General features: G+C 71.5%; 15 protein-coding genes. 9 read left to right on the forward strand and 6 right to left on the reverse strand.

The window, feature by feature from the left end; all coding sequences use genetic code 11:
- The first annotated feature begins 4 nt into the window (after positions 1–4).
- Positions 5–2,728 (forward strand): AbfB domain-containing protein, encoded by a 2,724-nt coding sequence (locus ACRAKI_RS11770; protein ID WP_447007094.1) that lies wholly within the window; start codon positions 5–7, stop codon positions 2,726–2,728.
- A gap of 77 nt (positions 2,729–2,805) precedes the next feature.
- On the opposite strand, the gene ACRAKI_RS11775 is transcribed toward ACRAKI_RS11770, so the two are convergent.
- Complete coding sequence (locus tag ACRAKI_RS11775; protein WP_447007095.1) at positions 2,806–4,026, reverse strand: S8 family peptidase; 1,221 nt, start codon at positions 4,024–4,026, stop codon at positions 2,806–2,808.
- A 265-nt stretch (positions 4,027–4,291) separates the two neighbouring features.
- Here ACRAKI_RS11775 and ACRAKI_RS11780 point away from each other — a divergent pair, with 265 nt between their 5' ends.
- Positions 4,292–6,115, forward strand: a complete 1,824-nt coding sequence (locus tag ACRAKI_RS11780) for a DNA/RNA non-specific endonuclease (RefSeq protein ID WP_447007096.1) — start codon at positions 4,292–4,294, stop codon at positions 6,113–6,115.
- A 23-nt stretch (positions 6,116–6,138) separates the two neighbouring features.
- On the opposite strand, the gene ACRAKI_RS11785 is transcribed toward ACRAKI_RS11780, so the two are convergent.
- A complete protein-coding gene (locus tag ACRAKI_RS11785; RefSeq protein WP_447007097.1) occupies positions 6,139–7,335 on the reverse strand; it encodes an FAD-dependent monooxygenase in 1,197 nt (398 codons plus the stop codon).
- 82 nt (positions 7,336–7,417) lie between these two features.
- Here ACRAKI_RS11785 and ACRAKI_RS11790 point away from each other — a divergent pair, with 82 nt between their 5' ends.
- Complete coding sequence (locus tag ACRAKI_RS11790) at positions 7,418–7,951, forward strand: TetR/AcrR family transcriptional regulator (protein ID WP_447007098.1); 534 nt, start codon at positions 7,418–7,420, stop codon at positions 7,949–7,951.
- On the opposite strand, the gene ACRAKI_RS11795 is transcribed toward ACRAKI_RS11790, so the two are convergent.
- The 3 genes from ACRAKI_RS11795 to ACRAKI_RS11805 all read right to left on the reverse strand — a co-directional run bounded on the left by ACRAKI_RS11795 (position 7,941) and on the right by ACRAKI_RS11805 (position 9,574).
- A complete protein-coding gene (locus ACRAKI_RS11795; protein WP_447007099.1) occupies positions 7,941–8,090 on the reverse strand; it encodes a DUF397 domain-containing protein in 150 nt (49 codons plus the stop codon). The genes ACRAKI_RS11790 and ACRAKI_RS11795 overlap by 11 nt on opposite strands.
- A gap of 34 nt (positions 8,091–8,124) precedes the next feature.
- Positions 8,125–8,379 (reverse strand): hypothetical protein, encoded by a 255-nt coding sequence (locus ACRAKI_RS11800; protein WP_447007100.1) that lies wholly within the window; start codon positions 8,377–8,379, stop codon positions 8,125–8,127.
- A 172-nt stretch (positions 8,380–8,551) separates the two neighbouring features.
- On the reverse strand, positions 8,552–9,574 hold the full coding sequence (locus tag ACRAKI_RS11805; protein WP_447007101.1) for an LLM class flavin-dependent oxidoreductase: 1,023 nt from the start codon (positions 9,572–9,574) through the stop codon (positions 8,552–8,554).
- Positions 9,575–9,777: 203 nt separating this feature from the next.
- On the opposite strand from ACRAKI_RS11805, the gene ACRAKI_RS11810 reads away from it, so the two are divergent.
- Together ACRAKI_RS11810 and ACRAKI_RS11815 are read left to right on the forward strand one after the other, a co-directional pair.
- Positions 9,778–11,712, forward strand: a complete 1,935-nt coding sequence (locus ACRAKI_RS11810) for an MDR family MFS transporter (protein WP_447008397.1) — start codon at positions 9,778–9,780, stop codon at positions 11,710–11,712.
- Positions 11,713–11,791: 79 nt separating this feature from the next.
- Complete coding sequence (locus ACRAKI_RS11815; protein ID WP_447007102.1) at positions 11,792–13,057, forward strand: hemolysin family protein; 1,266 nt, start codon at positions 11,792–11,794, stop codon at positions 13,055–13,057.
- A gap of 28 nt (positions 13,058–13,085) precedes the next feature.
- Here ACRAKI_RS11815 and ACRAKI_RS11820 read toward each other — a convergent pair whose 3' ends face one another.
- Positions 13,086–14,501, reverse strand: a complete 1,416-nt coding sequence (locus ACRAKI_RS11820; protein ID WP_447007103.1) for an aminopeptidase P family protein — start codon at positions 14,499–14,501, stop codon at positions 13,086–13,088.
- 185 nt (positions 14,502–14,686) lie between these two features.
- Here ACRAKI_RS11820 and ACRAKI_RS11825 point away from each other — a divergent pair, with 185 nt between their 5' ends.
- From ACRAKI_RS11825 to ACRAKI_RS11840, 4 genes are all read left to right on the forward strand, one after another.
- Entirely contained in the window at positions 14,687–17,188 is a 2,502-nt protein-coding gene (locus tag ACRAKI_RS11825; protein WP_447007104.1) for a hypothetical protein, read from the forward strand.
- Between the two features lie 253 nt (positions 17,189–17,441).
- Entirely contained in the window at positions 17,442–17,822 is a 381-nt protein-coding gene (locus ACRAKI_RS11830; protein WP_447007105.1) for a hypothetical protein, read from the forward strand.
- Positions 17,815–18,315, forward strand: coding sequence for a hypothetical protein (locus ACRAKI_RS11835; protein ID WP_447007106.1), 501 nt, complete (start codon positions 17,815–17,817; stop codon positions 18,313–18,315). The genes ACRAKI_RS11830 and ACRAKI_RS11835 overlap by 8 nt, the downstream gene beginning before the upstream one ends.
- A 356-nt stretch (positions 18,316–18,671) precedes the next feature.
- Entirely contained in the window at positions 18,672–21,761 is a 3,090-nt protein-coding gene (locus ACRAKI_RS11840) for an efflux RND transporter permease subunit (protein ID WP_447007107.1), read from the forward strand.
- Positions 21,762–21,821: the final 60 nt, after the last annotated feature.

Below are 21,821 nucleotides of genomic sequence, written 5' to 3' on the forward strand. Positions count from 1 at the left end.
CACCATGCGCAAGCTGTTGTCCGGGATCACCGGACTCCTCGTCCTGAGCACCCTCGTCGCAGCGCTGCCCGGCACCGCCTCCGCGGCCGTCTGGCAGCCCAAACCGGCGCCCCTGACCACGCCGTGGACAGCCCAGGTGTCACCGACCAACGCGCTGCCCGAGTACCCGCGCCCGCAGCTGGTCCGCTCGGACTGGCTCAACCTCAACGGCGTCTGGGAGTTCGCCGGCGCTCCGAACCTGTCCTCACCGCCGTTCGGCCGGACGCTCGCCGAGGGCGTCCTGGTGCCGTTCCCGATCGAGTCCGCGCTGTCGGGCATCAAGCGGCACGAAGACCACATGTTCTACCGCCGCACGTTCACCACGCCCACCCAGTGGAACGGCCGCCGCGTGAAGCTGAACTTCGGCGCGGTCACCTGGGAGACCCGCGTGTGGGTCAACGGCGTCAGCGTCGGCACGCACACCGGCGGGTTCGACGCGTTCTCGTTCGACATCACCAACGCCCTCCGCGCCGGCGCGAACGAGGTGATCGTCGGCGTGCGGTCGACCGTGGACGGCGGCCGGTACCCGATCGGCAAGCAGCGCCGGGACCCGGGCGGCATCTTCTACACCGCCGCCTCCGGCATCTGGCAGACCGTGTGGCTGGAACCGGTCGCGGCCAACCACATCACCCGCCTCGACACGACCCCGGACGTGCCGGCGGGCGTGCTGGACCTGGTCGTGCAGGGCACGGCCGGTCAGCCGGTGCGCGCCGAGGTGCTGTCCGGCGGCCAGGTCGTCGGCACGGCGAGCGGCACGGTCGGCGGTCACCTGCGAGTCCCCGTGCCCAACGCCCGGTTGTGGTCGCCCGACGACCCGTTCCTCTACGACCTGCGGGTCACCACGGGCAGCGACGTGGTCACCGGTTACTTCGGCATGAGGTCGCTGGGCAAGGCGATGGTCGGCGGCGTCATGCGCCCGCTGCTCAACGGCAAGTTCGTCTTCCAGCTCGGCACGCTCGACCAGGGCTACTGGCCGGACGGCATCTACACCGCGCCCACCGACGCCGCCCTGCGGTTCGACCTGGAACGGCAGAAGGCGCTCGGCTTCAACATGGTGCGCAAGCACATCAAGGTCGAACCGGCCCGCTGGTTCTACCACGCCGACCGGCTCGGGCTGATGGTGTGGCAGGACATGCCGTCGCTCGACGCGGTGGACGACGCCCCGAACGGGCACGCCCACTTCGAGTCCGAGCTGCGGCGGATGATCGACCAGCTCAAGGGCATCACGTCGATCGTGCAGTGGGTGGCGTTCAACGAGGGCTGGGGCGAGTACGACGCCGGCCGCATCGTGAACCTGGTCCGGTCGATCGACAACACCCGCCTGGTCAACCACAACTCGGGCTCGAACTGCTGCGTCTCCGACCCCGACCCGGGCAACGGCGACATCATCGACGACCACGCCTACCAGATGTCCAGCGGCACCCGCCTGCCCGACGCCGACCGGGTCGCCGTGCTGGGCGAGTTCGGCGGGCTGGGACGGCGCGTCGCCGGCCACGAGTGGCAGCCCGGCGCGGGCTTCGCGTACGGCGAGCTGTTCCCCGACGAGACGTCGTTGACCAGCCGGTACGTGGAGATCACCAAGGAGGTCGGCCGGTTCGTGCACGCGCGCGGCCTGTCGGCGTCCGTCTACACCGAGCCCTACGACGTGGAGAACGAGGTCAACGGCTTCTACACGTACGACCGGCAGGTGCTGAAGATGACCGAGGCACGCGTGCGGGACGTGAACCGGCGGGTGCTGGCGGTCGCCAACGGCACCGAGGTCGGGCGTGGCGAGACCATCTCGCTGAAGGTCACCACGCCGGGCTTCACCGACCGCCACCTGCGGCACCGCGACTCTCTGGCGCGCACCGACGTGATCGGTGACGACGCGGGCCGGTTGGACGCCACGTTCTGGGCCCGGCCCGGTCTGGCGGACGCGGCGTGCCTGTCGTTCGAGTCGCGCAACCTGCCCGGCCGGTTCCTGCGGCACTCGAACTTCCGGGTGCGGTCGGACGCCAACGACGGGTCGGCCGGGTTCGCCGGTGACGCCACGTTCTGCGCGCGTGCGGGCAACGGCGGCACGGCGTTGGAGTCGCGCAACATGCCCGGCCACTTCATCCGGCACTACGCCGAGAACGTGTACGTGGCGCGGTCGGGCGGTCCGAACCCGTGGGACGGCGCGACCAACTTCGCGGCGGACACGACGTGGGCGGCGGTCGTCCCGCTCTGGCGCAGCGGCGCGGACCTGCCGCTGGACCAGGCCCGGTCGTTCCGGGTGGTCACGCCGGGGTTCACCGACCGGTACCTGCGGCACCAGGCGAGCCTGGCCCGGACGGACGTGGTGGACGCGGCCAGTCCGGCGCTGCTGAGGGCCGACGCGACGTTCATCGTGCGGCGCGGTCTGGCGGAGCCGTCGTGCTACTCGTTCGAGTCGCGCAACCTGCCGGGGCAGTACCTGCGGCACGCGGCGTTCCGGGTGCGGGTGGCAGCCTCGGACGGCACCGACCTGTTCCGGAAGGACGCGACGTTCTGCGCCCAGCCGGGGGTCGACGGCGTCCGGCTCACCTCGGTCAACGAGTTGGGTGCGAGCATGCGGCACTACGCGGAGGAGGTGTGGGTGGCGGTGAACGGCGGCGCCCACGCGTATGACAGCCCGACGTCCTACGACGCGGACGTGAGCTGGGCCGTCACCGCGCCTTGGGCTCCCTAGGTCGTGGGTGCCAGGCCTTGAGTGGACTCGCACGGTGGTGAACCCGCCGTGCGAGTCCTCCGCCTCCTACAGGGCGGTCACACCGGGATCATGCCCATGAACAGCAGCAGGTTCGGCGATCCCACCCCCGGATTGCCGACCACGCCCGGCGTCGCGTTGGCCGCCAGCGCCTCGGCCACCGCCACCGCCGAGTCGCCCGGGAACCTGTGCCGCCACAACGCCGCCACGCCCGCCGCGTGCGCGGAAGCGGTGGAGCCGCTGATGGTCGAGTACGCGGTGTCCGACGTGCCCCACGCGGACGTGATGTTGACGCCAGGCGCCCACACGTCGACGCACGGCCCGTAGTTGGAGAAGCTCGCCTTCGCGTCGTTGGCGTCCGTCGCACCCACGGTGGTGGCCAGCGGGGTGTTGCCGGGGGAGTAGTTGCACGCGTTGGCGTTGGAACTCCCCGACACCACCGAGTAGTGCACGTTCGCGTTGATCGACGCGGTGATGGCGGTGGTGAGCGGCTGGTTCAGCGGGCCGCCCAACGTCATCAGGGCGACGGCCTTCCGGCCGCTGGCCGCCGCGTCACCGGTGGCCCAGTCGATGCCCGCGATGATCTGCGAGTACGTGCCGGAGCCCTGGCAGTTGAGCACCCGCACGGACACCAGCGTCACGTCCTTCGCCACACCGGTGGTCTGGCCGCCGACCGTGGCCGCCATGTGCGTGCCGTGGCCGTTGCAGTCGTTGCCGGGCGGGGTGACGCCGCCGACGGTGTCCAGTCCGGGGACGGCCCGGCCCTCGAACTCCTGGTGGGTGTACCGGATCCCGGTGCCGAAGACGTACGCCCGCACGGCGGAGGCGGTGTTCGGGTGGAAGTACTTCTGGTCCAGCGGCAGGGAGCGCTGGTCGATCCGGTCCAGGCCCCACGACGGCGGGTTCGGCTGCACGCCCAGGGCTTGCGCGCTGATGTCCGGCGACGCGACCTCCCGCGCGGTCAGGTCCCGACCGGTGAGCCGCACCCGGACGTCCTGGGCGACGTAGTCGACGCGGGGGTCGGCGGCGAGACGCCTGGCCTCCGCCGCGCTCGCCCGCAACGCGAACCCGGACAACGCCGTCCGGTACGTGAACGTGACGCCGGGTGTGGTCGTCATCGCGGCCAGGTCGTCGTGCCGCTTCAGGACCACGATGTAGCTGTCCGCCACGGCCTGCGGGTGCCCGCTGTAGAGCACCGCGCCGGTCGGGGCGGCGTGCGCGGGTGCGGCGGCCAGGCCGGCTGACAACGCGCTCGCCAGAACCAGGTGTCTGATCTTCACAGCTCCTCCAACACGCAGGGGGTCGTCGGGGAACGTGCTCGACGTGCCCTTGAACCACAGCACGGCGGTGGAGGCGACGACAGGTCCGATCAGAGTTCAACGATCAGTCGCCAGAGCGTTAACTTTCAGCCGATACGGTGGTAGAGACTGCATTCGGTGGTCACCATTGGGCTGAACGGGTGAACGCGCACGGTTCGGGCTAACACCGGATCGGGGGACGCGACAGCAAGGCCACCGACGCGCGCATCCAGGGGGTTCGGCGCTCATGGTCAAGAAGAAGAACGGTTTGCAGGCTTCGTTGCGGAAGTTCGTGCGCACGAAGGGCGCCGACTACCTGCGCGATCCGAACGTGTCCTCGATCGGGATCGGCTACAAGGTCGCCGACGGCGAGCCGACCGACGAGATCGCCGTCCAGTTCACCGTCCGGCAGAAGGTCGCGCCCGAGGCGTTGGGAGCGCTCGGCACGGCGCTGCTGCCCGGGACGATCGAGGTGGACGGCGTCGAGGTGCCCACCGACGTGCTGGAACGCCACTACAAGGTCGACTTCCACGTGGTGGAGGAGACGGTCGCCAACGTGCGCAAGACGCGGGTCGACCCGGTGGTGCCGGGCGTCAGCGTCGGGCACGTGCGCGTGTCCGCGGGCACCCTCGGCTGCATCGTCTACGACAGGGTCGACGGCACACCGTACGTCCTGAGCAACTGGCACGTCCTGCACGGGCCGCAGGGCGCGCTGGGCGAGGACGTCGTGCAGCCGGGCGTGCACGACGACAACCGCACCGACCGCACCCGGCTGGGCCGGCTCGTCCGATCGCACCTGGGCGCGGCGGGCGACTGCGCCATCGCCACCGTCGAGGGCCGCCGCTTCGAGCCGGAGATCCTGGACCTGGGCGTGCCGGTGGACAAGCTGGGCGACCCCGAGTTGGGCGACAAGGTCGTGAAGAGCGGTCGGACGACCGGCGTGACGCACGGCGTGGTCCGGCGCGTGGACACCCTCGTCAAGATCGACTACGGCCCCGGGGTGGGTCAGCGGCAGATCGGCGGCTTCGAGATCGGAGTGGATCCGGCGCACCCCGCCGCCGACGGCGAGATCAGCATGGGCGGCGACTCCGGCGCGGCGTGGATGTTCAAGTCGGCCAACGGCAAGAGCGGCAAGACCCTGGCGGGCATCCACTTCGCGGGGGAGGCGGGGGACAGCGCCGACGAGCACGCGCTGGCGTGCCTGCCCGCGTCGGTGTTCGAGAAGCTCGGCATCACGGTCAAGCCGCCGAAGAAGTCAGAGGTGTCGCTGGTCGGGTTCGACGAGAACTTCCTCGGTGTGCCGGTGGGCGTGCCCGAGCTGGGTGCGGCGACCCGTGCCGACGCGGTCGAGCTGAACGGGTCGACGGTGATCGACTACACGCACTTCTCGCTGGCGCAGAGCAAGTCGCGGCGGTTCGCGTTCTGGGTGGCGTGGAACATCGACGGCGGCGGGCTGAGGTCCGTCAACCGCAGCGGCATCCCGTTCGTGCTGGACGAGCGCTTCCCGGCCGAGTTCCAGGTCGGCGACGAGCTGTACCGGGGCAACCGGCTGGACCGCGGGCACGTGGCGCGGCGCGCGGACCTGCTGTGGGGTCCGCAGGCGGTGGCGGAGAGGGCGAACCGGGACTCGTTCTTCTTCACCAACATCACGCCCCAGATGGACGACTTCAACCAGAGCATGCGGCGTGGGCTGTGGGGCCGGCTGGAGGACGCGGTGCTGTCCGATGTGGACGTCGACGACCTGCGGGTCAGCGTCTACGGCGGGCCGGTGTTCCGCTCCGACGACCGGGTGTTCCGCGGCGTCCCGTTGCCGCGCGAGTACTGGAAGGTGATCGCGTTCGCGTCCGCCGGGGTGCTCAAGGCGCGGGCGTTCGTGCTGACGCAGAACCTGAACCAGCTGGAGTCGCTGGAACTGGACGAGTTCCGGGTGTTCCAGGTGCGGCTGGTCGAGGTCGAGGAGCGGTGCGGGTTCACGTTCCCGGCGGCGTTGCGGGCGGCGGACACCCTGGTGGTGCCGGAGTCGGTGGAGGAGCGGGCACCACTGGAGGCGTTGACCGACATCCAGTGGTGAGCCGCTTCACCTGACGCCAGGAGCTACTTGACGAGCGCGTAGTCCTTGAGGACGACGGAGTCGTGCAGGCGGACGCCGTTGTTGTTCAGCTTGGCCAGCAGCTTGCCCAACGACGGCATCTTGGCGAAGAGGCGCATCGCCTGCCGCATCACCCACACCTCGCGCGAGGTCGCGGGGATGATGCGCTTCGCCGTGCCCACCCCGAACGCGCGGCTGCGACGCACGTAGTCGCCGATCTCCGCCTCGTACGCCGGGAACGCGACCGCCGGGTCACCGCCCGCCGCCGCCAGTTCGCCCGCCAGCACGTACGCGGTGACGACGGCGAGGCTCGTGCCGCCGCCGACCGCCGGGCCGGGGCAGCAGCCCGCGTCGCCGACGAGCGTGACCCGGCCACGCGACCACGTGTCCATCCGCAGCTGGGTGACCGAGTCGAAGTAGAACGGGCCGTCCAGGTGGTCCATCCAGCGCGCCACCTCGCCACCCATGTCCGCGAACGCCTCGCGCAGCAACTCCTTCTGCCGCGGCACGTCCCGGTAGTGGTAGACCAGCGGCTGCTCCGAGCGGAACAGGAAGACGGCGCGTGCGTCCGGCAGGTGGTCGGTGCTGTAGATCGCGGCGGTTCGGCCGACGTCGGTGTACGCGAGCGTGGTGTCGTGCAGGTCGAGGTGGTTCGGCAGTGACAGCACGGCCAGGTAGGCGCCGATGAACAGCTCGGGCACCTCGCCGAACACGAGTCGCCGCACGTTCGAGTGCAGCCCGTCCGCGCCGATGACCAGGTCGAACCGGCGCGGCTCGCCGTGCTCGAACGTGACTTCGACGCCGTCGCCGTCGTCGGTGATGGACGTGATCGAGTCACCGAAGACGTAGTCCACCTTGTCGCGCGTGGCGTCGTGGAACACCTCGGCGAGGTCGTCGCGCATGATCTCGCAGTGCCGGTCGGACACGGCGCCGAACAGCCGGCCCATGTCGACTTCGACAGGGCGTTTGCCCTGGCTGTGCACGACCATCCGCTCGGTGCCGGTGGCGCGTCCCACGATCTGCGGCAGCACGCCCATCCGCTCGGCGATGTCCATCGCGGGCCGGAACAGGTCGACCGAGTGGCCGCCGGTCTTGCGCGGCTGAGCTGCGCGTTCGACGACGGTCACCTCGAACCCGTACCTGGCCAGCCAGTAGGCGAGAACAGGTCCGGCGACGCTGGCGCCGGAAATCAGAACCCCCATGACAATCCCTCCTTACTTACCGGATAGTAAGTGCAGGGCGCGACGGGCACAAGGGCGACTGACCGGTCGGTAAGCTCCGGGCATGGCCAGGGGTTCGGACACGAAGGCGCGTGCGCAGGCGGTGGCGCGCGAGCTGTTCCTCCGGCAGGGCGTGCGGGGGACCACGCTCCAGGAGATCGCGGACCGGCTCGGGGTCACCAAACCGGCGCTCTACTACCACTTCGCGTCGCGCGAGGAGTTGGTGCGCAGCATCGTCCAGCCGTTGATCGAAGACGGGGACGCGTACGTCGCGGAACTGCAGTCACGTCCACCGGCCGGTCCCAGACCGTTGCTGGAGGGCTACTTCGACTTCCACTTCAAGCACCGTGACGTCGTCGCGCTGATGGTGCGGGAGCTGGTGGCGTTGGCCGATCTGGGCATGGTCGACCGGGTGCTGGAGTGGCGGCTGAGCCTGGCGACGCTGTTGGTCGGCGAGAACCCGTCGCTCGCGGACGCCACCCGTGCGACGGTGGCGTTGGGCGGGCTCGCCGACTGCGTCCTGGTGTTCGCCGACGAACCCGTGGACGCCCTGCGGGTAGCCGCCGTCGATGCCGCGTGCGCGGCCCTCAGAGTTTGACGTCGCGCAGGAACGCGGTGAAGGCGGTAGAGGGGAAGGCCGGCTCAGGTCCGGCGGCCTGCTTCGAGTGCCGAACGCCGACCTCGTCGGTGGCCACCGCGACCTCGACGCAGTTCTCCTGGGTGCCGCTGCCGATCACCAACGCCGGGGTGAGGCGGACCTGACATCACCGGTCACCCGAGGGCGGCGGAGACGATGGGGGCCAGGCGGTCGGCGATCTTGCGGTGGCCCTGGTCGTTCGGGTGCACGTTGTCCGTGGTGTCGGTGGCTTCCACGATCCAGCCGGTGGTGTCCACGAACCGGATCTCGGGGTCGTTCACCGCACGCACGGCCGCCTGCGTCTCCGCGACGTACCGCTTCCGGAACGTCTGCATCGCCAGCACGGTCGCGGTCGGGTACTTCTCCCTCGCCCGCCGCAGCAGCGTCACGTACGCGCGCGGCGAGGACGGCCCCCGCGACGAGGGCGAGTCCGGTCAGCGTGGCGGTGAGCTTCACACCGACGCACGCTCCTGCGCCCGTCGACCGCCGTCAACGGCCGCATCTCGTTTGGGCGCTTGTTCGACGGTCGACCAGCCCCGAGCACATGGATCGCGGTGCGGGTCAGCGCCAGCCGAGCGCGGGGGCGACGTGGGTGAGGATGCTGTCGAGCACGTGGGTGTTGTAGTCCACGCCGAGTTGGTTGGGCACGGTGAGCAGCAGGGTGTCGGCCTCGGCGATCGCCTCGTCGCCGGCGAGCTGCTCGACCAGGGCGTCGGGTTCGGCGGCGTAGGTGCGGCCGAAGATCGCCCTCGTGTCGGCGTCGATGTGGCCGATCTTGTCGGTGCTGCCGGTGTCGTCGCCGAAATAGGCGTGGTCGAGGTCCGAGGTGAGGGCGAAGATGCTGCGCGAGACCGAGACGCGCGGCTCGTGCTGCCACCCGGCTTCGGACCACGCCTTGCGGAACGCCCGGATCTGCTCGGCCTGCTGCACGTGGAACGGCGCCCCGCCCTCGTCGTTCTTCAGCGTCGAACTCATCAGGTGCATGCCCTGCCGCGCCGCCCAGACCGCCGTGCCGTTGGAGCCCGCGCCCCACCAGATCCGTTGCCGCAGACCCGGCGAGTGCGGCTCGACGCGCAGCAGACCCGGCGGGTTGGGGAACATCGGGCGCGGGTTGGGCTGGGCGAAGCCCTCGCCCTCCAGCACCTTCAGCAACACCTCGGCGTGCTTGCGGGCCATGTCGGCGTCGGTGTCGCCCTCGCTCGGCCGGTAGCCGAAGTAGCGCCACCCGTCGATCACCTGCTCCGGTGATCCGCGCGAGATGCCGAGCTGGAGCCTGCCGCCGGCGATGAGGTCCGCTGCGCCGGCGTCCTCGGCCGTGTACAGCGGGTTCTCGTAGCGCATGTCGATCACGCCGGTGCCGATCTCGATGCGTTCGGTCCTGGCGCCGATCGCGGCCAGCAGCGGGAACGGCGAGCCCAGCTGCCGCGCGAAGTGGTGCACCCGGAAGTAGGCGCCGTCCACGCCGAGCTCCTCCGCGGCCACGGCGAGGTCGATGGCCTGCAACAACGCGTCCGACGCGCTCCTGGTCCGCGAGTGCGGCCCGTCCGACCAGTGCCCGAAGGAGAGAAAACCGATTCTCTTCACGCTCGTGGGAACGCCTCGTCGTCCTGATTGATTCCACTGGCGACAGGCCCTGGGGATGAGGACCACCACGGCGCTGACGGCCGGCCGGTGCGGTCTGCGCCGGCGGGGGAGCGGGGACGGATTTATGGTCTGGCCGGGAGGTCCACGTGGTCGATCGGGCGCAGGTGGGAGGCGGGGCCCGGCGTGCTGTCATCGCGGTGATCATGCTCGGGATGCTGCTGGCGGCGCTCGACCAGACGATCGTGGCGACCGCGCTGCCCACCATCGTCAGCGACCTCGGCGGCGGCGGGCACCTGTCCTGGGTGGTCACGTCGTACCTGCTCGCCGAGACCATCATGACCGCGCTGATCGGCAAGTTCGGCGACCTGTTCGGCCGCAAGCGGACGTTCCTGGTGAGCGTCGCGCTGTTCATGGTCGGCTCGTTCCTGTGCGGCTGGGCCGACTCGATGACGTGGCTGATCCTGGCCCGCGCGGTGCAGGGGCTCGGTGCGGGCGGGCTCATGGTGACGTCCGCCGCCGTGATCGCGGACGTCGTGCCGCTGGCCGAGCGCGGCAAGTACCAGGGGTTCATCGGCGCGGTGTTCGGCGTCGCCACGGTGGTCGGCCCGCTGCTCGGCGGCCTGTTCGTGGACCACCTGAGCTGGCGCTGGGCGTTCTACGTCAACCTGCCGTTGGGCGTGGTGGTGCTGGCCGTGGGCGCGTTCGCCCTGCCGGGCCTCACCGGCGTGGGCCGACCGAAGATCGACTACCTGGGCATCCTGCTCATCGGGCTGGCCGCCACCGGCCTCACGCTCGTCACCAGTTGGGGTGGCGTCGAGTACCCGTGGACGTCGGCGACGATCGTCCTGATGGCGGTCGGGTCGGTGATGGCGCTCGGCCTATTCGTACTCGTCGAGACGCGTGCCGCCGAACCGATGCTGCCCATGCGCCTGTTCCGCAGCCGCGTCTTCACCGTGTGCACGGTGCTGAGCTTCGTCGTCGGGTTCGCCATGCTCGGCGGCGTCACGTTCCTGCCGACCTACTTGCAGTACGTGCACGGCGCGTCCGCGACCCAGTCCGGTCTGGAGATGCTGCCGCTGGTCGTGGGCCTGCTCATCGCTTCCGTCACCACCGGCAACGTGATCGGCAAGACCGGCCGCTACCGGGTGTTCCCGCTGGTCGGGAGCCTGTTCATGGTCGGCGGGCTGCTCCTGCTGTCCCGGCTGGACCCGGACACGTCGTTCTGGCAGGCGTCGACGTACATGCTCGTGCTCGGACTGGGCGTCGGCATGTGCATGCCGGTGGCGATGGTCGTCGTGCAGAGCACCAGCAGCTACGAGGACCTGGGCGTGGCCACGTCCGGCGTGAGCTTCCTGCGCACGCTCGGCAGTTCGTTCGGGGTGGCGGTCTTCGGCACGGTGTACGCGAGCAACCTGCCCGGCAACCTGGCCGCCGCGATCCCACCGGGCGTGGACCCGGCCGCCGCGTCGAACGTGCAGGCCCTGCACGCCCTGCCGGACGAGGTCAAAGCCCCGATCGTCGCCGCCTACGCGGACACCCTGCACACGGTGTTCCTCGCCGCCGCGCCGGTCGCCGCCGTCGCGTTCCTGGTCGCCCTGTTCCTCAAGGAAGTGCCGCTGCGCGACACGGCCCGTGCCGGCGCCACCGAGATGGGTGACAACTTCGCCGCGCCGCACACGGCGGACTCCCGGGACGAGCTGGAGAAGCTGGTGGCCCTCATCTACAGCCGCGAGCGCCACGATCCCACGCCCGAGGTGCTGCGGGCGTCGGACGTCCCGCTGACGCACGCCCAGGCGTGGCTGGTGGCGAAGGTGTTCCGGCAGAGCGTCGACCACGGCCACGCCACGCTCGAACGCTTGGCCGATGCGACGAAGGTGCCCGCGGGCGTGTTCGAACCGGTGGCACGCCAACTCCAGACGCGCGGCTACGTCACGGAATCGGACGGCCGGTACCGCTTCACGCCGCAGGGCACGGACGTGTTCGCCGACCTGGTGGCCGCGTGGCGGCGCTGGCTGCTGGTCAAGCTCACCGACTGGAACTGCGACGACACCGAGTTCACCGACGCGGTCGACCGCGTGGCCACCGAACTGACCACCAGCGGCCGAGCGCTCGGCAACGGCCGCCACGCCGTGGTCTGACCTCCCTCCCCGTCGTGTGACCCGCCACTCGACAGGGCCGACGAGTTGCACGCCGGTCGCATCGGGGTACTGAACAGGGATGGACGGGTTCGGCTGGACGATCGCGCTGGTCGCGGTGCTGGTGCTGCTCAACGCGGTGTTCGCGGGTAGCGAGATGGCGTTGATCAGCCTGCGCGAGGGGCAGTTGCGGTCGCTGGAGCGTGACGGTCGGGCCTCCGCGAAGACGTTGGTGCGGCTGGCCCGCGACCCGAACCGGTTCCTCGCCACCATCCAGATCGGCATCACGCTGGCCGGTTTCCTGGCCTCGGCGACGGCGGCGGTGTCGTTGGCGGAGCCGCTGGTGCCGGCGCTGTCGTTCCTCGGCAACGCCGCGGGCGTCGTGGCGATCGCGCTGGTCACGGTCGTGCTCACGTTCCTGACCCTGGTGTTCGGCGAGCTGGCGCCGAAGCGGCTGGCGATGCAGTACGCGATGCGGTGGGCGCTGCTGGTGGCACGCCCGCTGCACGTCCTGTCCGCCATCTCACGGCCGGCCGTGTGGGCGTTGAGCGTGTCGACGAACCTGGTGGTCCGGATGCTCGGCGGCAAACCGGACCCGGAGTCCGAGCAGATGTCGTCGGAGGAGCTGCGGGAGCTCGTCTCCGCGCAGCGCGGTCTCAACGCCGATCAGCGCATGATCATCACCGGTGCGCTGGAGATCGACGAGCGCCGGTTGCGCGAGGTCCTGGTGCCGCGCCGGGCCGTGGTCACGCTGGACGCCGACCTGGACATGCCGTCCGCCCGCGCCGAGCTGACCGCCTCCGGCCACTCGCGCGCACCCGTCGCGCGGGGCGGGCACCTGGACGACGTCGTCGGCGTCGTGCACCTGCGTGACCTGCTCGAAGACGACAGCCGACTGGACGACGTGGTCCGTCCGCCGGTGGTGTTCCCGGACTCCGTGCGGGTGTCCGACGCGCTGCGCCGGTTCAAGGCGGAACGCGAGCAGCTGGGGCTGGTCGTGGACGAGCACGGCGCGGTCAAGGGCATCATCACGCTCGAAGACCTGCTGGAGGAGATCGTCGGCGAGATCCTGGACGAGACGGACCGCGACGTGATGGCGGTGCGCAACGGCGCCGACGGGTCGCTCGTGCTGCCCGGCACGTTCCCCATGCACGACCTGATCGACCTCGGCATCGAACTGCCCGACGCGCCCGAAGGCGACTACGCCACCGTCGCGGGCCTGGTGCTGGTCGCACTGGGCCGCATCCCGGACCGGCCGGGCGACCGGGTCACCGTGGGGGACTGGACCATCGAAGTCCTGAAGGTCGAGCACCACGCCGTCACGTCCGTGCGCCTGAACAGGGTGTGACGCCTGTTCAGGCGCACCGCGCGAGCTGCTAGCGGCCCGCGCCGGCCACCCACGCCTCCAGCCCGGCCACGTCACCCGGCAGCGCCGACGACAGCACCCGGTTGCCCTCGGGCGTCACCACGACGTTCTCCTCCAGCCGCACACCGATGCCCCGCAGCTCCGGCGGCACGGTCTCGTCGTTCGGGTGGAAGTACAGGCCTGGCTCCACGGCCAGCGTCATGCCGACCTCCAGCGCGCCCTCGTGGTACGCGGTGGAGCGGGAGTTGGCGCAGTCGTGCACGTCCAGGCCGAGGAAGTGGCCGACCCCGCACGTGATGTAACGGCGGTGGTGCTGGCCGTCCGGGTCCAGCGCCTCGTCCACCGACACCGGCAGCAGGCCCCAGTCGTGCAGGCCCTCGGCGAGCACCCGCATCGCCTCCTGGTGGAAGTCGCGGTACGCCGCACCGGGCCGCACGGCCGCCAACGCCGCCACCGACGCCCGCTCGATCAGCTCGTGCACCCGCCGCTGCGCCGGGCTGTAGGCCCCGGAGATCGGCAACGTCCGGGTGATGTCGGCGGTGTACAGCGTGTCCAGCTCCACGCCCGCGTCCAGCAGCAGCACCGCGTCCTCGGGCACCGGCCCGTCGTTGCGCACCCAGTGCAGCACCGGCGCGTGCGGCCCGGCGGCCACGATCGAGGCGTAGCCGGGTCCGTTGCCGGCGGTCCGGGCGCGCCGGTCGAACGTGCCCTGCAACCACCGTTCACCGCCGCCCTTGACCGCCGTGGGCAGCTCGGCGGCGACGTCGGCGAAACCGAGGATGGTGGCGTCCACCGCCGCCTGGAGCTGGCCGACCTCCCAGTCGTCCTTGATCCGGCGCAGCTCCGCCAGCACGGTCCGCAGCGACGCGGTGTGGTCCCCGCCCGCCAGCGCGTCCAGCAGCGGGTCCACGCCCGTGGTCGCGTGCACGGCGGGCAGCCTGCCGCGCAGCGCCGACGGCAGCTCGTGCAGCGGACGGCAGCGCACGCCCAGCGCCTCGGTCCACTCACCCAGTCCGGGCACCGGGCCGATCCACAGCTCGCCGTCACGGGCGTTGGCGAAGAAGTCCGGCTCGTCGGGACCGGCCGGCGGGCGCAGGAACAGCTCGGCGTCGTGGCCGCCCGCCACCGGGTGCATCACCAGCACCGCGCCCTCTGCGGAACAGCCCGTCAACCAGGAGAAATCGCTGTCGGGGCGGAACCCGTGGTCGGTGTCGTTGGACCGCACCGGCGCCCAGCCGGCGGCCACGGCGATGCGCGCGCCGGGCAGTGCGGCGCTGAGCCGGTCGCGGTGCGCGGCGGCGGCCTGGGCGGCGCCGGGCGCGACCCGGGCGGCGCGGTCGGCCGGACCCCAGCCGTGCTGGACGAACTCGCGGAAACCGGATGCGTCGACGAGCTTGCTCGGGTCGCGGCGGGCGGGTTTGGTCACCGTGGGCAGCCTTTCGGGTCGGGGCCGTGGTCCGCCCGGCCGCGATCGGCGGCCGGGCGTCGCCCACGATGCTCTCACCGGTCCAGAGATCGCCCAACCGGGTGGCTCATTCCCTGAAACGGGTTAGCCGATGGGGGCGATCCGGTAGGTAACACCCCACGGCGAACCACGGCAGGTGATCACGCATGCGTCCCGAGGACGTCGTCGAACTGCGGGTGCACGGGGTGTCGGGCACCCCACCGGAAGCGATGCTCGGCGACCCGTTCCCGACCCCGGTGGCCGGTGACGACGTCGCCCGGTTCCTGCGGGCCGGCAAACCGGCGCGGGCGTTGTCCAGCGGGCGCACCCGCACCGTGGAGGCGTTCCACTGGGGCCGGTTCACCTCCGGCGGCGCGAGCCGCGCGTTGTGGCTGCTGCTGATCCCGTTCGCGATCCTCAACCTGGCCCGGTACACGCTGCTCGGGGCGGGTCGGTTCGCCGAGGCGGTGTTGCGGCTGCTCGGCCTGGTGCTGACGTGCATGCTGGTCACGTCCGTGGCGTACGTGTCGCTGGAGCTGCTGGTGCGGCAGTGCGCGGGCACGGTGGCGTGCCGGGCGGCCCACCTGGGGTTCTTCGACGGCTGGCCGTTCGGGGCGATGCTGCTCGTGGGCATCGCGCCGCCGATGCTGGTGATCACCACGCTGTGGTGGTTCGGCCGGCAGACGTTCCTGTACGAGCCGAAGGGCACCCACCACGCGTGGGAGACCCGCACCGGCAACCTGGGCGACTACGCGTTCTGGCACACGTCGCCGCGCACGCCCGTGCTGCGTGACGCGCACGTGGCGGCGGCGTGCGTGGTGGTGGGCGTGCTGTACGCGGGGGCGTTGCGGACCGAGCAGCCGGGCCGGCCGTCGGACGTGCTGTCGTGGGCGGTGGTCGGGGTCGGCGTGCTGGTGCTGGCGTGGGCGGTCGGGTGCGTGGTGATGTCGCCGGACCGGCGGGAGGTGAACTCGCGGGCGTTGAAGTGGGCGTCGGTGGCGTACCTGCTGCCGGCGGCCGGTGCGGCGACGGCGTTCCTCTGGCGGCTGCCGACGAACGCGAGCGCCGGCGTGACGCCGCTGGCGGGCTTCGAGGCGGTGACCAACATCCTGGGCGCGCTGGCGATGCTGCTGCTCGTGGTCCTGTCGGGAGCGTGCGCGCACATGCGGCACTCGAAGCGCGGTGTCGAGTTGATGGTGGTGGACAAGCGCTTCCGGCCGATGTGGCACGGCTACGGGGCCGTCGTCATCGCGGCCCTCGCCACCACGCTGGCGGTCGGGTTCAGCGGCGGGCTGGCGTACCGGGTGGTGGAGTGGGTCGGCGATCCGGTGCCGGACGCCGGTCGGCAGGGGCTGGTGCTGAGCACGAGCTACCTCGTCGGCGCCGGGCTGTGGGGTGTGCTGGCGATCGCGTTCCCGTTGCTGGTGGCGCCGATCGTGGCGGCGATGGTGCGGCAGGTGTCCAGCGCGGTCGTGTTCGCCGCCGGGTCGGTCGTCGCGGTCGTGGCGGTGGTGCTGCGGTGGACGGCCGCGCCCGGCTGGGGGTTCTGGGCGGCGGCGGCCGGGGCGGCACTGCTGTACGCGGTGGGCGTGTGGACGTGTCTTCGGCACCCGGTCGGCGTGGCGATCCGGGAAGGCGTGCTGGCCGACTACCCGGGCCGCCCGGACCGGCCCGGCATCCGCAAGGTCGCGTTCACCCAGCGGCTCGCCTCGGCGAAGTACCGCTACCACTGGCTGCTCGGCGCGATGGCGCTGCTCGGCGGTGTGCTGGTGGCGGCGGGCGGCGGTGTCGCCCTGGCCCGGCTGGCGCACCCGGACTGGCGGGCCGCGCCACCGTCCGGGCTGGCGGACTGGCTGTCCACCCGCCCGGCGCTGGACCTGGGCGCGTTGGGCAGCCTGGTGGTGTCCGGCCTCGTCGTGGTCCTGCTGCTGCTGGGCGTGCGGTCGTGGCAGAGCCCCAGCATGCGCACGGCGGTCGGCATCGTGTGGGACCTGGTGGCGTTCTGGCCGCGCCTGGCGCACCCGATCTGCCCGCCGCCCTACGGCGGTCGGGCCACCATCGAGCTGACGTCCCGCGCGGTCCGGCTGGCCGGGCACCACGACGTGGGCGCGGTCGTGCTGTCCGGGCACAGCCAGGGCAGCGTCGTGTGCTTCGCCGCGTTGTCGTTGCTGCGCGGGGAGTGCGAGCGGCCCGACCCGGCTGATGGCGAGCGGTACATCAAGCAGGCGGACGCCGCCGCGGCACTGCGCCGGGTCGGCCTGGTCACGTACGGCTCGCAGTTGCAGTGGGCGTACTCGCGGCTGTTCCCGCACTACCTCGGGCACGCCGAGCTGGCCAGGCTGCACGACGACCTCGGCGACCGGTGGTGGAACGTGCACCGGTCGACCGACCCGTTGGGCGGGCCGGTGCAGGTGTGGGCGGAGACGGCGGACGAGCCGCTGTACGCGGCCTCGAAGCTGTGGGGCTTCCGCTGCGGCAACGACGTCCGGCTGCGCGACCCGGAGTTCCTCGACCCCGACCCCGACATGGTCGCCTCGCCGTTGCGCGGGCACAGCGACTACTACGACGACCCCGTGTTCGACGAGGTGGTGGCGCGGGTGGCGGAGGCCGTCGCGACACCGCGCCCGGCCGTGGTGCTGGGTGACCTCACCCTGTCGGGCGGTTCCTGAGCCGCACGGCTGGAGCACCTCGGTCGGCGAGGCGGTGTTGTGGTGAGGTGGGACCACCGGCTGTCGGGGAGGACCGTGCCAGTGAGGGCCCGTGGGTGCGTCGTCGTGCAGTTGACCTCCGACAAGAGCCGGGTGGACGCGCACCGGTTCTACCGCCGGCTCGGCTTCGTCCAGTCGCACGAGGGCTTCAAGCTGCCGCTGTCGTAGCGCGGGGTAGGTTTCGGCGGTAAGTCCGCTCTACCGGGAAGATCCGATGATCGAAGTCCTCGCGACCGCGTTGACGGTCGTGGCTCTTGTCGCGGCCGGGTGGTCGCTGGTCCTGGCCATTGCCAACCGGCCGATCACGCTCGCCACCAAGCCGACCCTCGCGCTGGGTGGGCTCGTCGTGCTGCTCGAAGTCGGGCTGCTGGTCCAGGCGGTCGTGGGCGTGGTGAACGCGCTGGGTGCCGGCCGGGAGCTGGACCGGGTCACGTTCATCGGCTACCTGGTCGGGGCGGCCGTGGTGCTGCCGCTCGGCGCGTTCTGGTCCCTCGCGGAACGGTCGCGGTGGGGCGCCGGGGTGTTGACCGTGGCGTGCCTGACCGTGCCGGTGATGATCCTGCGGCTGAACCAGCTTTGGGCTGGTCATGGCTGAGCCGGCGGACGCGCTGGAGGAGACGACCCGGTCGGGGCCGGGGCGGCTGCTGATCGCGGTGTACGGGATCTTCGCCCTGGCGGCCACGGCCCGGTCGGCGGTGCAGCTCGCCACCCGGTTCGAGCAGGCGCCGTCGGCCTACCTGCTGTCCGCGTTCGCGGCGGTCGTGTACGTCGTGGCCACGGCCGCGCTCGCCGGTGTGGTGTCCCGGCGGGTCGCCTACCTGGCGTGCGGTGTGGAGCTGGCCGGGGTGGTCGTGGTCGGCGCGGTGAGCCTGGTGTTCGCCGACGCGTTCCCGGACGCCACCGTGTGGTCCGAGTTCGGCGCCGGCTACGGCTACGTCCCGCTCGTGCTGCCGGTGCTCGGCCTGCTCTGGCTGCGGCACACCGGTCGGCAAGCCGGCGGGCGGCAAGTCGGTGACCGGCACGACGCTGACCAGCGTCGATCCGGTCCGCGCGACGAAGGGCTGCGGGATCCCGAAGCCGGTGGTTGAACCGGCGGAGCCGCCCACCGCGTAGTGCGTGCGAGCCGACGGGAACGTTCCGGCGGCTGATCCGTGGCGGCGGCCGAGACCAAGGCGTCCGGCAGGGCACCGCCGCCGTGGGTGGCCGGAGGCCGGGGGCGTGCCCCCGGCCTCCGTGACCAAGGTCACCAGCCCGCCCCGATCTCGTCGCGCACCGCATCCGCGCACGTCAAGGCCTGTTTCGGCGGCCGGGAAACCAACCCATGGCTGAGCCCGTTCTCAGGTGCCGTGTGCGAGCGTTCCCGGCATCCGCCCGCGGTGCCTCATGCGGTGGCGCATGAGCTGGTCCGCTCACCGCTGGTCCGCTCACCAAGGAGATTCCCACGATGTCCGTGCTGGCTCGACTGAGCCTGGCCAACCGAAGTCTCGTCGGGCTGCTGAGCCTGCTCGTGATCGGTTTCGGCGTCTTCACACTGCCCTCGATCAAGCAGCAGCTCTTCCCGTCCATCGAGTTGCCCGCCGCGGTCGTCATCGCGGCCTACCCCGGCGCGTCGCCGGACCTGGTCGACAGCCAGGTCGCCGAGCCGATCCAGGCCGCCGTGCGCGGTGTCGACGGTGTCGAGCAGGTGCTCACCCGGTCAGGGGAGAGCTCCGCCACGGTCCAGGTGATGTTCACCTACGGCACCGACATCGACGCCGCCGTGGCCAAGATGCAGCAGGCGGTGAACCGGCTCCAGCCCCGCCTGCCGCAGGGCGTCGAGCCGACCGTCGCCCAGGGCAGCACCGACGACATCCCGGTGATCGCGCTCGCCGCGACCTCCGGTGACGACGACATCGCCGCCGCGGCCAGGCTGCGCGCCGAGGTCGTGCCCGGCATCGAGGCCATCGCCGGCGTGCGGGAGGCCACGGTCAGCGGTGAACGCGACCGGCAGGTCACCGTCACCGTGGACTACGCCGAGCTCGGCGCGGCCCGGGTCGAGCCTCAGGCGTTGACCGCCGCGCTGACCACGGCCGGCGCCGTCGTGCCCGCGGGCACCGTGCCGGACGCGGACAAGACGCTGACCGTGCAGATCGGCAGCCCGGTCGGATCCGTGGACGACCTGCGCGGGTTGCTGCTCGCCTCGCCCACCGGTCCCGTGCGGCTCGGCGACGTGGCCTCGGTCGAGTCCGTGCCCGAGGCGGCGACCGTGCTGACCCGCACCGACGGTCAGGCCACGCTCGGCGTCAGCGTCACCATGGCGTCCGACGGCAACGCGGTGGAGATCTCCCGCCAGGTGCGCGAGAAGCTCGACGAGTGGGGCGAGGCGGCCGACTCGAAGCTCACCGTCGCGTTCGACCAGGGTCCGCAGGTGGAGAAGGCGATCAGCGGCCTGACCACCGAGGGACTGCTCGGCCTGCTGTTCGCGGTGATCGTGATCCTGCTGTTCCTGCTGTCGGTGCGGTCCACGCTGGTGACGGCGGTGTCGATCCCGCTGTCCGTGGTGGTCGCGCTGATCGCGCTGTACACCGGTGACCTGTCGCTGAACCTGCTCACCCTCGGCGCGCTCACCATCGCGGTCGGCCGGGTGGTGGACGACTCGATCGTGGTGCTGGAGAACATCAAGCGGCACCTCGGGTACGGCGAGGAGAAGGAACGCGCGGTGCTGGAGGGCACCCGTGAGGTGGCGGGCGCGGTGACCGCGTCCACGCTCACGACGGTGGCCGTGTTCCTGCCCATCGCGTTCGTCGGCGGCATCGCGGGCGAGCTGTTCGGGCCGTTCTCCATCACGGTGACGGTGGCGCTGCTGGCGTCCTTGCTGGTGTCGCTGACGATCGTGCCGGTGCTGGCGTTCTGGTTCCTCAAGCGCCCGGCCGTGCCGACCGACCCGGAGGAGGCGGCTCGGGCGCGTGAGGCCGCGCTGGAGAAGGAGAAGCGCAGCCCGTTGCAGCGCACCTACGTGCCGGTGCTGAAGTTCGCCACCACGCGGCGCTGGGTCACGCTGCTGATCGCGGTGCTGATCTTCGGCGGCACCCTCGGCCTGGCCGGTTCGCTGGAGACCAACTTCATCGACAACGCCGGCGGCACCGCATTGCAGGGCAGCCAGAAGCTGCCGCCCGGCAGCAGCCTGGCCGCCCGCGACGACGCGGCCCGCAAGCTCGAAGGCGTGCTGGCGGAGACGGACGAGGTGGAGACGTACCAGGTCACCATCGGGACCGACAACAGCCTGGCCGCCTTCGGGTTCGGCGGCAACGGCGACACGAGCGTGCGTGCGACGGTGCGTGAGGGCACCGACCTGGAGGCGTTGCAGGCCAGGCTGACCGAGCGGCTGAAGACCACGCCCGGTGCCGGTGAGGTGGCGTTCGGCGCCGCCGCGTCCGGGTTCGGCTCGGAGACGATCGACGTGCTCGTCACCGCGCCGGACGAGGCTTCGCTGCGCGCCGCGGCGGACCAGGTGCAGCGGGTCGTCACCGGCACGCCTGGCGTCGGCGAGGTCACCAACGACCTCTCGGTGAGCGCGCCGCGCGTGCAGGTCGCGGTCGACCAGGCCGCGGCGGCGGCGCGTGGGCTGAGCGGGCAGGCCATCGGCCAGTTCGCGGCGCAGGCGCTGCGCGGTGTGCCGGTGGCCCAGTTGCCGATCGACGGGCGGTCGCAGCAGATCGTGCTGCGCACCGGTAGCGCACCGGCGGACGTCGACGCGTTGCGCGCCTTGCCGTTGCCGGGTGGGGCGACGCTGGGCCAGGTCGCTGCGGTGTCCGTTGTGGACGGTCCGGTGCAGGTGCGGCGCACGGATGGTGCGCGCAGCGCGACCGTGTCGGCGAAGGCCACCGGTTCGGACCTGGGCGCCCTGTCGGCCGAGCTGACGTCCCGGCTGAACGCCATGGAGCTGCCGTCCGGTGTGACGCACAGCCTCGGTGGCGTGTCCGCCGACCAGGCCGAGACGTTCGCCGACCTGGGGCTGGCCATGCTGGCCGCGATCGCGATCGTGTTCCTGATCATGGTGGCGACGTTCCGCAGCCTGGTCCAGCCGTTGATCCTGATGGTGTCGATCCCGTTCGCGGCGACCGGTGCGATCGGCCTGCTGCTGCTCACCGGGACGCCGCTGGGGCTGCCCGCGTTGATCGGCATGCTGATGCTCGTCGGGATCGTGGTGACGAACGCGATCGTGCTGATCGACCTGGTCAACCAGTACCGGCGGGACGGGATGCCGGTGCGGGAGGCGGTGATCGAAGGTGGCCGGCGGCGACTGCGCCCGATCCTGATGACCGCCGCCGCCACGATCTTCGCGTTGCTGCCGATGGCACTCGGCCTCACCGGCGAGGGCGCCTTCATCGGCGAACCACTGGCGATCGTGGTGATCGGCGGCCTGATCAGTTCGACGCTGCTCACCCTGGTGCTCGTGCCGACGCTGTACTCGATGGTCGAGGGCCGCAAGGAACGTCGCCAGGCGCGGAAGGCCGAACAGCCCGTGGAGGTACGGGAGCCGGTCAGCGTCTGACCCCGTTCGGCGGTGGCCCCGTCATCCGTTCGCGGGCGACGGGGCCTCATCGGCTCGTGA

It is taken from the genome of Saccharothrix isguenensis (assembly GCF_052936305.1).

Excerpts from the sequence above, each read along its gene's own strand:
- ACRAKI_RS11770 (WP_447007094.1), top strand. The coding sequence starts at position 5 with ATGCGCAAGCTGTTGTCCGGGATCACCGGACTCCTCGTCCTGAGCACC.
- ACRAKI_RS11780 (WP_447007096.1), top strand. The coding sequence starts at position 4,292 with ATGGTCAAGAAGAAGAACGGTTTGCAGGCTTCGTTGCGGAAGTTCGTG.
- ACRAKI_RS11785 (WP_447007097.1), bottom strand. The coding sequence starts at position 7,335 with ATGGGGGTTCTGATTTCCGGCGCCAGCGTCGCCGGACCTGTTCTCGCC.
- ACRAKI_RS11790 (WP_447007098.1), top strand. The coding sequence starts at position 7,418 with ATGGCCAGGGGTTCGGACACGAAGGCGCGTGCGCAGGCGGTGGCGCGC.
- ACRAKI_RS11810 (WP_447008397.1), top strand. The coding sequence starts at position 9,778 with ATGCTCGGGATGCTGCTGGCGGCGCTCGACCAGACGATCGTGGCGACC.
- ACRAKI_RS11815 (WP_447007102.1), top strand. The coding sequence starts at position 11,792 with ATGGACGGGTTCGGCTGGACGATCGCGCTGGTCGCGGTGCTGGTGCTG.
- ACRAKI_RS11825 (WP_447007104.1), top strand. The coding sequence starts at position 14,687 with ATGCGTCCCGAGGACGTCGTCGAACTGCGGGTGCACGGGGTGTCGGGC.
- ACRAKI_RS11830 (WP_447007105.1), top strand. The coding sequence starts at position 17,442 with ATGATCGAAGTCCTCGCGACCGCGTTGACGGTCGTGGCTCTTGTCGCG.
- ACRAKI_RS11835 (WP_447007106.1), top strand. The coding sequence starts at position 17,815 with ATGGCTGAGCCGGCGGACGCGCTGGAGGAGACGACCCGGTCGGGGCCG.
- ACRAKI_RS11840 (WP_447007107.1), top strand. The coding sequence starts at position 18,672 with ATGTCCGTGCTGGCTCGACTGAGCCTGGCCAACCGAAGTCTCGTCGGG.